The organism is Flavobacterium sp., assembly GCF_050696275.1.
Classification (GTDB): domain Bacteria; phylum Bacteroidota; class Bacteroidia; order Flavobacteriales; family Flavobacteriaceae; genus Flavobacterium.
On sequence record NZ_JBOGUT010000001.1, the window covers coordinates 67,317 to 80,765 of the forward strand.

General features: G+C 36.4%; 13 protein-coding genes. 8 read left to right on the top strand and 5 right to left on the bottom strand.

Annotated features, from left to right (window positions below; genetic code table 11):
• Window positions 1-115: 115 nt before the first annotated feature.
• Window positions 116-1,522, top strand: a complete 1,407-nt coding sequence (locus ACRDEC_RS00365) for an FAD-binding oxidoreductase (RefSeq protein WP_431496346.1) — start codon at window positions 116-118, stop codon at window positions 1,520-1,522.
• 56 nt (window positions 1,523-1,578) lie between these two features.
• Here ACRDEC_RS00365 and ACRDEC_RS00370 read toward each other — a convergent pair whose 3' ends face one another.
• Complete coding sequence (locus tag ACRDEC_RS00370; protein WP_431496347.1) at window positions 1,579-2,145, bottom strand: DinB family protein; 567 nt, start codon at window positions 2,143-2,145, stop codon at window positions 1,579-1,581.
• 3 nt (window positions 2,146-2,148) lie between these two features.
• Window positions 2,149-2,472, bottom strand: a complete 324-nt coding sequence (locus tag ACRDEC_RS00375) for a winged helix-turn-helix transcriptional regulator (protein WP_431496348.1) — start codon at window positions 2,470-2,472, stop codon at window positions 2,149-2,151.
• Window positions 2,473-2,620: 148 nt separating this feature from the next.
• Here ACRDEC_RS00375 and ACRDEC_RS00380 point away from each other — a divergent pair, with 148 nt between their 5' ends.
• A complete protein-coding gene (locus ACRDEC_RS00380) occupies window positions 2,621-3,058 on the top strand; it encodes a hypothetical protein (protein ID WP_431496349.1) in 438 nt (145 codons plus the stop codon).
• A gap of 41 nt (window positions 3,059-3,099) precedes the next feature.
• Here the strand turns inward: ACRDEC_RS00380 and ACRDEC_RS00385 are convergent, their stop codons facing one another.
• The 3 genes from ACRDEC_RS00385 to ACRDEC_RS00395 are packed head-to-tail and all read right to left on the bottom strand — an operon-like array spanning window position 3,100 to window position 5,816.
• Window positions 3,100-4,206 carry a peptidylprolyl isomerase gene (locus ACRDEC_RS00385; protein ID WP_431496350.1) on the bottom strand — a complete coding sequence of 369 codons (1,107 nt, stop codon included), beginning with the start codon at window positions 4,204-4,206 and terminating at the stop codon, window positions 3,100-3,102.
• 26 nt (window positions 4,207-4,232) lie between these two features.
• A complete protein-coding gene (gene gldI, locus ACRDEC_RS00390; protein WP_431496351.1) occupies window positions 4,233-4,799 on the bottom strand; it encodes a gliding motility-associated peptidyl-prolyl isomerase GldI in 567 nt (188 codons plus the stop codon).
• A 6-nt stretch (window positions 4,800-4,805) separates the two neighbouring features.
• Window positions 4,806-5,816: a DHH family phosphoesterase gene (locus ACRDEC_RS00395; protein WP_431496352.1), complete on the bottom strand. Its 1,011-nt coding sequence runs from the start codon at window positions 5,814-5,816 to the stop codon at window positions 4,806-4,808.
• 409 nt (window positions 5,817-6,225) lie between these two features.
• On the opposite strand from ACRDEC_RS00395, the gene guaA reads away from it, so the two are divergent.
• From guaA to ACRDEC_RS00425, 6 genes are all read left to right on the top strand, one after another.
• Window positions 6,226-7,755 carry a glutamine-hydrolyzing GMP synthase gene (guaA, locus tag ACRDEC_RS00400; protein WP_431496353.1) on the top strand — a complete coding sequence of 510 codons (1,530 nt, stop codon included), beginning with the start codon at window positions 6,226-6,228 and terminating at the stop codon, window positions 7,753-7,755.
• Window positions 7,756-7,880: 125 nt separating this feature from the next.
• Entirely contained in the window at window positions 7,881-9,797 is a 1,917-nt protein-coding gene (locus tag ACRDEC_RS00405) for a LysM peptidoglycan-binding domain-containing protein (protein WP_431496354.1), read from the top strand.
• A gap of 33 nt (window positions 9,798-9,830) precedes the next feature.
• A complete protein-coding gene (locus tag ACRDEC_RS00410; protein ID WP_431496355.1) occupies window positions 9,831-11,780 on the top strand; it encodes a LysM peptidoglycan-binding domain-containing protein in 1,950 nt (649 codons plus the stop codon).
• Window positions 11,780-12,184: an OsmC family protein gene (locus ACRDEC_RS00415; RefSeq protein WP_431496356.1), complete on the top strand. Its 405-nt coding sequence runs from the start codon at window positions 11,780-11,782 to the stop codon at window positions 12,182-12,184. The genes ACRDEC_RS00410 and ACRDEC_RS00415 overlap by 1 nt, the downstream gene beginning before the upstream one ends.
• Window positions 12,185-12,186: 2 nt before the next feature.
• Entirely contained in the window at window positions 12,187-12,846 is a 660-nt protein-coding gene (locus tag ACRDEC_RS00420) for a hypothetical protein (protein WP_431496357.1), read from the top strand.
• Window positions 12,843-13,073, top strand: coding sequence for a DUF3820 family protein (locus ACRDEC_RS00425; RefSeq protein ID WP_431496358.1), 231 nt, complete (start codon window positions 12,843-12,845; stop codon window positions 13,071-13,073). The genes ACRDEC_RS00420 and ACRDEC_RS00425 overlap by 4 nt, the downstream gene beginning before the upstream one ends.
• The last annotated feature ends 376 nt before the right edge of the window (window positions 13,074-13,449 follow it).

Below are 13,449 nucleotides of genomic sequence, written 5' to 3' on the forward strand. Positions count from 1 at the left end.
TTTATTTTTCCATTTAATTGTCACACGAATAATGTGATCCGGCGGAGCAATCGGGGCTAATAGTATTTGTAATTATCTTTTGTAATTGCTACTTTTACTAAACAATTTTATGACAATGCAAATCACTCCCGAAATACTAGAAAAACTTACAGCCATTTTAGGTGAAACGTTCGTTTTTACTGATGATGAGACTCGTAATCATTACGGTCATGATGAAACTGAAGATTATGTTTTTCCGCCTAATGTTGTGGTAAAACCAGCTTCTGCCCAAGAAATTTCAGCGGTAATGAGATTGGCAAATGAATATAAAATTCCTGTAGTTCCCATTGCAGCAAGAACAGGTTTGAGTGGTGGTGCATTGAGTATTCATCAGGGAATAGGCATGTCTATGGAACGATTGAACCAAATCCTTGAGATTGACGAACAAAATCTTCAAGTTACTGTCGAACCTGCTGTAATTACACAAGTATTGCGTGAAACTGTCTCCGAAAAGGGATTGTTTTATCCGCCGGATCCCAGTAGTCAGGGAAGTTGCTGGATAGGAGGGAACGTGGCTGAAAATGCCGGTGGTGCCCGTGCAGTAAAATATGGCGTGACTAAAGATTATGTTTTGAATCTGCAAGTGGTTTTGCCTAATGGTGAAATCATTTGGACTGGTGCAAATACATTAAAAAACTCCACAGGATACAATCTGACTCAACTTATGGTGGGCAGTGAGGGGACATTAGGTATTATTACTAAAATTGTTCTGAAACTATTGCCTAAAAATTCACATAATGTTTTAATGTTGGTTCCATTTTATAATGCAGGAGAAGCTTGTGAAGCGGTTTCAGCTATTTTCAGAGCTGGAATTGTGCCAAGCGCACTGGAATTTATGGAGCGGGATGCAATTGATTGGACGTTGCAATTTGTCGAAGGGATAAGCGTTTCTATACAACCGGAACATCAAGCACATCTGTTAATTGAAGTTGATGGAAATTATCCTGAGATTCTGATGAAGGAAGCCGAAAAAATTATGGGAGTTGTAGAGCAATTTCAAATTGATGAAATTCTTTTTGCAGATACCGATGAGCAGAAAAACACGTTATGGAAAATGCGCCGAAGCGTTGCTGAAGCAGTAAAATCCAATTCGGTTTATAAAGAAGAGGACACTGTAGTACCACGATATGAACTGCCGAAACTTTTGCAGGGAATTAAAACTATTGGTAATAAATACGGGTTTAAATCTGTTTGTTATGGGCATGCGGGTGATGGAAACTTACATGTAAATATCATCAAATCCGATATGACGGATGACAATTGGAAAACAGAAGTGCCTAAAGGAATCAGGGAAATATTCGAATTGACGGTGGCTCTCAAAGGAACTCTTTCCGGGGAGCATGGAATTGGTTTTGTGCAAAAGAATTACATGGATATTGCTTTCAGCGAAACACAATTACAGCTTATGAAGAGTATCAAAGGAGTTTTTGATCCAAACAATATATTAAATCCAGGGAAGATTTTTCCAGATAACCTGAATTAGTATTTTATATTTTTATAAATAAAACCCCGATAACGCTAGCAATCGGGGTTTCTGTTTTATAGGATTCCATCGTTAGTTGGTAAATTTAAATACCGTTCTTTAATTATTTTAATATGACGTAATTCGTGACCGGCAATGTGGTACGCCAGTGCTCTGACTGTTCTGTTGTTAATATTTCCAACACTTGTTCCGCATCTCATAAACGCTTCTTCGGGGAACCCGTTAAACATTGTAATTGTTGCATTTCTGACGGCTTCGTATTCTTCGAAGATGCTATCAAGGCTTCGTTCGTCTGCGTCTGAATAAAAGGCATAATCATCTTGCTCAAACCCATTTAATTCTGTTTTATCAAATCTTGCATACCGCAATGCTCTGTAAGCAAAAATTCTTTCATCGTCTATAATATGAACCAGAATTTCTTTAATTGACCATTTTCCTTCAGCATAACGGTAATACAATTTTTCTTCGGGAAGATCCTGAATGAACTTTTTAATTTTAATGAAGTTGTCCTTCATGTGATGCAATAGTAAACCGTCATCCTTCAATAATTCCATATAAATTCTGGAATACGGAGGATATTCTCCTTTTTTTGGTTTTGTGATTGTTCTTAATGTTGTTGTCATCTTTTAAAATTTTTCAGACCAGCTTTTTGCTAGTTTTCCTATGGGTTTTAATAATTCGAATAGTTCTTTCCCGAATGCCGTTAGAGTATAACCATCCAGTGTTCTTTCTATTATATGTGCGCTTGTAAGTTCTTTCAATCTTATATTAAGCGTTGTTGGTGAAACAGTTTCACATCGGCTTTGAAGTTCTCTGAAAGTACAGCTGCCTTCGTTCAGGTTCCAGATAATACCCATTGCCCAATTTCTTCCTAATAGATCGAAAAGAGCCATAATTGGTTGTCCTGACTTTGAGCCCCTAACTGGTTTTCCGGGTATTGGTAGTGCCATAATCTTATTATTTTGATCAAAGATACATAAAATGTAGCAATGCTACAAATTATGTAGCATTATTTTTTTTTTGAACCAAATAATGCAACCTGCTAAGATTGTTTTTCCTTGTAAAAGGAAGTGCTATCTTTACCTAAAATTTACAGCAATGAAAATAAACCCTAAAATAGGAATCGATCAGCTCGTTTTCGGTATGAAGCAAAAAGATGTTGTGGCGCTTTATGGTAATCCGGATAAGCAATACAAAGACGATGATAATAATGTCATTTATCTCTATAATGCTCAAAAAATGCGTCTTACTTTTTATGATGATGAGGATTTGCGTTTTGGCTATGTTATTAGTTCCAATGTGGATTTGGAATTGTTTTCTGAGAAAATAATAGGGAAATCAGGAACGGATATTGAACAGCTTTTGGCAGGCAAAGGAATTAAATCAATGGAAAAAGAAAACTTCGATACTGTTGATAATTATTTTAACGAAAGCAACTGGATGATTTTTCAGATAGAATACGATCAGGTAATCCGATTCGAATTGGGTGCCGTATTTAATGACAAAGACGAATTCGATTGGAAATTTAAGGCATAAAAAAAGCTCCCGAAAAGGGAGCTTTTTTTTATATGTCTGAATTATTTTGTAGGAGCCTTGTCTGCTGGCATTGCCTCAAGTAATTCCAATTCAAAAACTAAATTAGCGTTAGGTGGAATAACACCACCGGCACCTTGCGCACCATATCCTAAATTAGATGGGATAAATAAAACGGATTTGTCTCCCAAAGACATTTTTTCCAATCCTTCCAAAAATCCAGGGATTAGACCATCTTTTCTTCCAGCCTGAAAAGGGAAAGGTTTGTAACCGTTTTGAGCAGCTCTGGTAGGGTCAAATTTTCCGTATAATTTATTTACTTCTTCATAGCTTGAATCAAATAGATCTCCATTTTCAAAATAACCGGCGTAGTGAACATAAACTGTTGATCCGGCAGCTGGTTTTTGACCTCCGCCTTTTTGTATGATATTGTACACTAATCCGGATTCTGCTTTCGTTCCTGCGTTTTTAGTTGTAGCAAAATAAGCTACTTTATCCGCTTTTACTTTTGCTGTTTTAGCCTCTTGTACTTTTTTGGCAGCAGTTTCAATATCAAAATGCTCTTTGAAAACTTTAGCAGCATCAAATTTCTTCGCTTTAGAACCTCTTCTAATGATAGTTACTTTGATGATCTTATCGTCTTGAGCGATTTTATCTACTACTTCCTGACCAGTAATTACATGTCCGAAAACAGTATGACGGCCGTTTAAATAATTGGTTTCTTTGTGTGTGATAAAAAACTGACTTCCGTTAGTTGCCGGGCCTGAATTAGCCATGGCAAGTACGCCTTTTTTATCCATTTTCAGGTCTTCTCTGAATTCGTCTTTGAATTTGTAACCTGGTCCGCCAGATCCATTTCCGTCAGGATCTCCGCCCTGAATCATAAAATCAGCAATAACTCTGTGGAATTTTAATCCGTCATAAAATGGTTTCCCTGAAAATTTCTGGTTTACCATAGTGTTTTTTCCTTCAGCAAGCGATACAAAGTTGGCTACTGTAACAGGTGTTTTTTCGTATTCTAATTGTAATAAAATTTTTCCTTTGCTGGTTTCCATTTCAGCATACAAACCATCAGGTAATTTGTCATGCTCAGAATTACAAGAAAAGAAAAGGGCAAAAAAGCTAAAAAATAAACTTATCATTCGATTCATTTTAGTTAATAATTAATTATTTATGGTTACTCAATTTTAATTTCATTCTCGGGTTTGATGTCATTCAGTGTTACCGTACACATCAAAGGTTTGTTAGTACCTATCTTGTTATTGTCGCCATGATACCCAAAAGCCATGTGGGAAGGGAATAGAAAAGTTACTTTTTCTCCTTTTCTCATTAATTTAATACCGTCACTTAAGCCAATCATAATGTTTTGCTTGTCGACCAGATAACGTTGGGGTTTTAATTCATTCTGGCTGTAGATGATATTGCCTTTCAGGTCTTTAATTTCATAATCAAAAAAGGCTACATCTCCTTTTGCAGGTTTGACCAATGCCCCGTCATTTTTTTTGTGGTAGAAATACCAATAGCCTTTGGTAGAAGAAATATAATCTACGGCGGTATCTTTTTTAATGATAGCTTCAATAATGCTTTCTTCGCTTTCGTTGAGTTTTTTATTTCGCTCGATAGATTGTTTCATAAATTCACCTGAAGCATGCGAAATTGGTCTGCGTGCTTCCTGCTTTGGAGTACAACAGGTAACCAAATTCATTCCGAGTAATAAACAGCCCACTATTTTTAGTGCCTTCATAATTCCTTATTTTTTTACTTCTTTGACAATCCTTTCAAATTCTGCAATGGTTTCCGGTAATGATTTAACCGATTTTCCTCCGGCTGCATTAATGTGTCCGCCACCGCCAAAATAACTTCTGGAGAATTGATTCACGTCAAAACTGCCTTGAGAGCGGAATGATATTTTTACAATTCCTTCGTCTTTATTTTCGATAAAGATAGCAGTTAAATCGATACCATCAATAGTAAGACCGTAATTAACAATTCCTTCCGTATCTCCTTTCTGACAATTGAAATGGTCCAGTTCTTTCTGAGAAAGTGTAATATAAGATGTTTTGTATTCCGGCATCAGCTTCATGTTTTGAAGGGCGCGGCCAAGCAACTGAAGGCGGTTGTAAGAACTCGTATCAAACAGTTGGTTATGAATGGCACTGTTTTCTACGCCTCGGTCTATCAAATCTGCAACAACGCGATGGGTTGTACTGGTTGTTGCTGGAAAACGGAACGAACCTGAATCAGTTACAATACCGGTGTAAATACAGGTAGCAACCGTTTTATCGATTAAATTACCCAAATCCAGTTGTTGTATAAAATGGTATACCATTTCGCAGGTAGAACCATAGCTGGTATCTGAAAAAGTATATTTGGCAAAACCATCAGGGAACTGGTGATGGTCTATCATAATAAAAGTTTTGTCTAAGGTTTTCAATACGGCTTCCATTGTGTCGCCTACACGGTGCAATGCATTGAAGTCAAGAGTAAATATAAGGTCGGATTCCTGCAATCTTTGGGTACCTTTTTCGATGTCTTTTTCAAAAACCACCACCTTGTCTGAAGAAGGTAACCAGGCCAGAAAATCAGGAAATTCATTAGGCGATAAAACAACGGCATCGTGCTGTTGCTGTACTAAAAAATGGTACAATGCCAATGTTGATCCCATGGCGTCACCATCAGGATTTCGGTGTGGAATAATTGTTATTTTCTTTGGGGAAGCCAGCAGTACTTTGATAGCTTCAATATCAGGTTCATTCATCATGATGCGAAAATACAGATTTTAGTTTGAATTATTAATTTAAAAAAATCTTAAATTAACAGTGTATGCTTCCGGCTTTTTTTGGTGCTATTTACTATCGATATAAAGTGTTCCATATCCAAAATATAAAAAAAACATACTAAAGTTATCATTGGTCTTATAAAAACCATATATTCTGTTATAGATATTAATTTCTTTAGCATTGAGCATTATTTCGGTAATAGGCAGCAATTTGTGAGGGTTGTGTTTGACTATTGTTTTTAAAAAACGGTATAGAAAAACATAAAAACAATGACTGGATTGGGTTCGGAAAATAAGCAGACATTTTAAAAATACATAAGAGACTGAAAAAAATCTTCAATCTTTCAAACATTAAGGCTTTTAATTTTTACAGAAATGTCTATTTTTGCACATGCAACACAACGTCCTTATTTTAGATTTCGGGTCTCAATACACACAATTGATTGCCCGCAGAGTTCGCGAATTAAATATCTTCTGCGAAATCTTCCCTTTCGATAAAATCCCTGATGATTTATCCAGTTATAAAGCAGTTATTCTTGGCGGAAGTCCTTTTTCAGTTCGTGCTGAAGATGCTTTGCACCCAGATTTGACTCAAATACGCGGTAAATTGCCTTTGTTGGCAGTTTGTTACGGAGCGCAGTATCTGGCTCATTTTTCCGGTGGCGAAGTTGCTGCTTCCAATACCCGAGAATATGGTCGTGCGAATCTGACTTACATTAAAGATAATGAAACGTTTTTTGAAGGTGTAAATACCAATTCGCAAGTTTGGATGTCTCATAGTGATTCTATCAAAGAATTGCCTACAAGTGGTGTCCGCATTGCCAGTACGCAAGATGTGCAAAATGCCGCTTACCGTATTGAAGGTGAAACAACGTACGCAATACAATTTCACCCGGAAGTGTATCATTCTACTGATGGGAAGCAAATGCTGGAGAATTTTTTGGTTAAAATTGCTGAGGTTCCTCAAAACTTTACTCCGAACGCTTTTGTAGAAGAAATCGTAGCCGAAATGCAGGAGAAAATAAAAGGTGATAAAGTTGTCCTTGGTCTTTCTGGTGGAGTCGATTCTACAGTAGCAGCGGTTTTGCTAAACAAAGCCATTGGTAAAAACCTGTATTGTATTTTCGTAAACAACGGATTGCTTCGTAAAAACGAATTCGCAAGCGTGTTGGAACAATACAAAGGAATGGGATTGAACGTAAAAGGAGTAGATGCTTCTGACAGATTCTTGTCTGAATTAGCCGGAGTTTCTGATCCTGAAACGAAACGTAAAATTATAGGTAGAGTATTCATCGAGGTTTTTGATGACGAATCACACTTAATAGAAGATGTAAAATTCCTGGCACAGGGAACTATTTATCCTGATGTTATTGAATCGGTTTCGGTTAAAGGCCCATCGGCAACAATCAAATCACACCATAATGTGGGAGGATTACCGGATTATATGAAATTACAAATTGTAGAACCTTTGCGTATGCTGTTTAAAGACGAAGTGCGCAGAGTAGGAGCTTCTTTGGGAATCAATCCTGAATTGTTAGGCCGTCATCCTTTCCCGGGACCTGGATTGTCTATTCGTATTTTAGGCGATATCACTCCTGAGAAAGTACAGATTTTACAAGATGTGGACGCGGTTTTTATCAACGGGTTAAAAGAGTATGGTTTGTACGATAAAGTATGGCAGGCCGGAGCAATTTTGCTTCCTGTAAACAGTGTAGGTGTTATGGGTGATGAGCGTACATACGAAAAAGTAGTAGCGCTTCGTGCCGTAGAATCCACAGATGGTATGACTGCTGACTGGGTACACCTTCCGTATGATTTCTTAATGAAAATATCGAATGAAATTATCAATAAAGTGAAAGGGGTAAACAGAGTCGTTTATGACATTAGTTCGAAACCGCCTGCAACTATTGAGTGGGAATAAATTGTATAATAAAATGTTAAAAAAGCCGTTACTAATCTTTATATTGTAACGGCTTATTTTTTTTAGAAGAAGTGGGCCAGCCAAAAAACAAACAAATAAATTGAACAAAAATTACTAACTGACCCATGAAAAAACTATTACTCCTACTTTTGGGCGTGTCTACTGTTGCGTTTGCTCAGCAAGAAAAATCATTTAAGCATACGGTACTTCAAGGTGAGACTATCGGGCTGATTTCCAAAAAATACAATGTTTCTGAAAAGGAGGTTTTACAATTGAATCCGGGTGCAGAAAAAGGACTGCAGGAAAACACGATGCTGATCATTCCGAATCACCAATCCATTTCTTATTTATTAAAAAAGAACGATGTTAATTCTGTAGTATATACGCAGCATCAAGTAGCTGCTAAAGAAACGCTGTTCGGTATTGCCAAACAGCATAATATATCAATTGATGAACTGGAAAAAGCCAATACGGAAATTCTGGCAAACGGATTGAAAGAAGGGCAGACGCTTCAGATTCCACAAAATTACCCGGTGCAAATGACGTCAAATGCAAAACAGGAAGGTGTTCTGACTGGGAATCTTCATGAAGTGCAACCCAAAGAAACATTGTTTAGCATCGCCAGATTATACAATGTTTCGGTTAAGGATTTGGATGAGCTGAATGCTGAAATACTAAAGGAAGGATTAAAAATAGGACAGAAAATAGCCATTCCAAACAAGAAAAAAACAATTAGCGGTGCTGCAAGAATAATCAATGCAGAAACTGTTTTCCATATCGTTTTACCGAAAGAAACAAAATATTCCATTTCAAAAAAGTACGGAATAACAATCGAACAATTAGAAATGCAAAATCCGGAAATCATCAATGGATTGGTTGAAGGCAATCAGTTAGCTATCAATAAATCAATCATCAAAGCAAAGAATGAAAACGAGGAGCTGATGATAGCATTAGCCGAAAAACAGGCCGCGGCAGAAAAAGCAAAAGGGCAAACTGCTAAAATTGAAGATCTGGAAGACCGATTGAAGGTTCAAAAAGAACTGAACAAGAAAATGATTACGTTAAACAAATTGAATATCAATTTGAATGCCATTGATGAAACCAAAACTGGTTCTGTTGAAAAATTAAGATTAGTACTTGATGCCAATAAAAAAATTCAGGATATTTTAATAGGTAAACTCGATTCACTTGCTGTTACAATGGAAAATGATTTGGAAGGACTTAAAAATAAAGAAGTTGAAACATTGGAAGAGTCCAGAAAACTAGAGAAGGAATCGTATCAGAATATTGGAGAAACGAACAAGCTGATTCTTCAATTGAAAAAGGATTTGGCAGAAAACCGCAAGATTTACACCGGTATCATGTCTAAAGTACAGCGCATCACCGTACAGGAAAACCACGAATACAAGAAGAAAGTAAGAGAAAGCCTGTCAGACAAAGACTTGGCTTCGCTGGAAGAAATAGGGAAGTTGAGTGAAGGACAGCTGGAGAGCGAAAAGAAAAATTCGCAATTGCTGACAAAAATTGATTTGATTGGTTCTGAGAAAAACAATGAATTGAAGCGTAAGATTTCAAAAGCAACTTTTTACAGTTCCGAAGCTCGCGAATATGATGATAAATTAGCCTTGGTAAAATTACAGCGTTATCAGAAAAATGCGGCTGAAAACGATAAAGACGTAGCTTCGACAACTCAGGAAACCGTAAATGCAGCAGATATCAGAAAAAATCTAAGCAATAAAACGGTAGACGAAAACAAACTGACAAAAATAGAAGTAATCAAAAACCTGAATGATCTTCAAAATGGTTATTACCTGATTGCCGGCGTTTTTCAGGAAGCAAAGGACCGTGATGCATTTGCCATAAAATTATCGGACAGCGGAGAAACAAAAACGAGTTTCTTTTATAATGTGAATAACCTTTCGTATTACGTGTACACTAAAATATTTAATACTGCTGATGAAGCTATTTTTGAGTATAACCAGAAATTAAATAAAGAATTATTTGGGAATTTATTTATTGTACAAGTCCAAAAGGAACAATAACTTTACAGCGATTAAATCTTAAAAAGAAATAAAATGAAATACATGTTTGTATGGTTGGTTTTTTTGAGTTTTACTGCTGTCTTTGGTCAAAATCTGATAAAACACAAAGTAGCTAAGGGGGAGACAATTGCACAGATCTCAAAAAAATACAATGTAGGTCTTCCGGATATTTACAAGCTCAATCCGGATGCACAAAAAGGAGTTCAGGAAAATACCCTTTTACTAATCCCGAATAAACCGGCAGACAAGAAAGAGGTAAAAGAAACCAAAAAAGAAACCAAAAAAGAAACTAAAACAGAAGCAAAACCATCAGCGTATGTAGGTCATGAGGTAGCGCCGAAGGAAACTTTGTACGGTATATCCAAGCAATATAATGTCCCTATGTCGGATATTGAAAAGAATAATGCAGACCTCTTAAAAGACGGTTTGAAAGTAGGAATGATGTTAACTATTAAAGGAAAACTTCCTGTCAAAAAAACGGAACCTGTACCAGTAAAACCAATCGTTCAAAATAGTTCCAAAGCTCCGGTGTATCACGAAGTATTACCAAAAGAAACCAAATACGGTATCGCAAAACAATATGGTATTACGGTAGAACAACTGGAAAAGCAAAATCCGGGAATCGTTACTGATTTGCCTATAGGCCAAAAATTATTGATAAGCGGAAAACCGACTGCATCACAAATAGTTGCTCATGAAATCAGTCAAAAACCGGAAGAAACCGGCTATACGGTAAAACCAAAAGAAACGTTATACAGTCTGTCCGGTCAATTCGGAATCACACAAGAAGAATTGATTGCGCTAAATCCGGAATTAAAGAATGGTGTTCAGGAAGGAATGATACTAAAAATCCCTGCCAAAATAACTGCTTCAATCCCTAAGAAAGACTATAAGGATTTAACAAAAACCTATACAAAACAAGGGAATAAGAAACTGGCTTTGCTGCTTCCGTTTAATTTAACAAAATTGGATCAGGATACTTTAAATTCGACCAAAGCCAGATTGAAAAAAGACAAATTCCTTAACATGACCCTTGATTTTTATGCCGGTGCTTTAATGGCTATAGATTCGGTTAATAAAATGGGAATCAATGTCGATGTGACGATTTTAGATTCAGAAGAAACCAAATCAAGTTCAAATATTTACAATTTAATTCAGAATAATAATTTGAGAACAATGGATGCGATTATCGGACCATTTTATCAAAACAATGTGGAAAAAACAGCTGAGTTGCTAAACCTGTCCAATGTTCCGGTTATTTCTCCTTTGTCTAAGGATTATGACAAGAAATTTCCTAATCTGATTCAGGCAACGCCTTCTTCGGATGAAGTTAAAAATGCTATGTTCGACTTTATGCATGCGGCAGGAGGTAACATCATCGCTGTGGTTGATCCTAAAAAAATGTCGGTTAAGCAATATCTTTCAGAACAGCATAAAGATGTTTTATTTGCCAATTTCAATGAAAGCAGTGTTTTAGACGTGGCACAGCTGAAGTCACTTTTAGTTAAGGACAAAATTAATTTTGTTGTGATGGAAACCGAACGGACCAACCTTATTTTAAGCACAACCAGTGCCTTGTTAAACGTTTTGAATGAGTATCAGGTCAGATTGGTAATTTTAGGTGAAAATGAAGCGCTTGACTACGAGGAAATTCAAATGAACCGTTTGACCAAGTTAAAAATGCATTACCCTTCGGTGGCACGTGTTAACGATTCGGAACAAGCCGCTATTTTAGACAACAGTTTTAAAAAGAAAAATAAAGTCTATCCAAATCAGTTTGCCACTCGTGGTTTCGACGTGACATTTGATGTTTTAATGCGCCTAGTTCAGGAAAAACCGTTCATTGAAACATTAAACGATGCTGCAACAGAACAAGTGGAAAATAAATTTTATTATGCACCGGATACCAATGGCGGTTATACCAATAAAGGAGTATACATTTTATATTATGATACTGATTTAACCATAAAAGAAGCAAAATAATGACATCAAAAGTGACTTACTTAGGCGATTTAAGAACATCGTCTATACATATACAATCAGGAACGGAACTCCTTTCTGATGCACCCACGGATAACAACGGGAAAGGAGAGGCTTTTTCGCCAACTGACCTGCTGGCAAATTCTTTGGGAAGCTGTATGATGACCATCATGGCTATTAAATCACGAGATTTAAATGTTGATTTAACCGGTTCTACTGTAGAAGTTACCAAAATTATGCAGGCCGAACCCCGAAAAATAGCTAAACTTCAATTGGTTTTAAATATGTCAGTTGCTGCAGAGGATAAAACAAAAATAATTCTGGAAAGAACAGGGATGAATTGCCCGGTTTTATTAAGCTTGAATCCGGATATTGATAAGGAAATTACCTTTAATTGGAAACAGTAAATATGGAATTCTTAACATTTCAAAGGTCTGGTAAGAAAGAAGATCTTCTTTCTTTAAGCGAGATTCTGAAGGAAAACAATATCGATTCATTAATTGAAGATACGGGGAATTCGCTGGATTCTAATTTAGGAAACAGTCAGTTTGCCATTGAGTATCTTTTAAAGGTAAAAAAATCCGATTTTGAAAAAGCCAGAAAATTATCAGAGGAGATTTCCGAAAGAGAATTGGATGAGGTAGAAGAAGATTATTTTTTATTTGGATTTTCAGAAGTGGAGCTGGAAGAAGTGGTCTTTAAAAAGGATGAGTGGGGAGATTTTAATTTTGCTTTGGCCTTGAAAATATTAAAGGAAAGAGGTGTCGAAATTACTCCGGAACAAATTAAGAATTTCGAAGGAAAAAGACTGATTGAACTTTCCAAACCCGAAGAAAAACAAACAGAATGGATATTTTTCGGATATGTTTTTGCTGTTTTGGGCGGTTTTTTAGGAGTGCTGACGGGCTGGTACCTGTTAACTTTAAAGAAAACATTGCCAAACGGAGAAAGAGTATACAGCTACTCGACTTCTGACCGCAAACACGGAAAAAGAATCTTTTGTATTGGAATTGTATTTTTAATCATCTGGTCAGTTATCTGGATTGCTAAAAAAGTAAACTACAATTGAATAATCAACAGCAATTGCTAGTTAAACTTGCACATACTAAGATGCCCTTCGGAAAATACGAAGGGTATTTTCTTATTGATCTGCCGGAATATTATGTGGTTTGGTACCATAATAAAGGTTTTCCAAAAGGACAATTGGGAGAACAACTCCAATTGGTGTATGAGCTCAAACTCAACGGACTTGAAGAACTCGTGAGAAATATCCGCAGAAACTTTCCGAAACCGTAAATTTAATTACAAAAGAAAATAGAAGAAAGAGAATAGAGCAAAGAGCATAATTTCTCTACAAGAAAAATTTCTTTCGAAGAGTTAACCGCCCTAAAACCTTTCCGTTTTACTGCTGTAACGATCTACTTCACTTCTGTGAAAGTGTATTTCGCTTCTGTAATCGAATATTTCCTTCTGTGATTGTCTATTGCACTTCTGTGAAAGTGTATTTCGCTTCTGTAACCGAATATTTCCTTCTGTAATTTCCTATTTCGCTTCTGTAATCACATATTTCCTTCTGTAACTGTTCATTTCACTTCTGTGAAAATACATTTCGCTTCTGTAATTACCTATTTCCCTTCTGTGAAAGTAAATTTCGCTTCTGTAATCAAATATT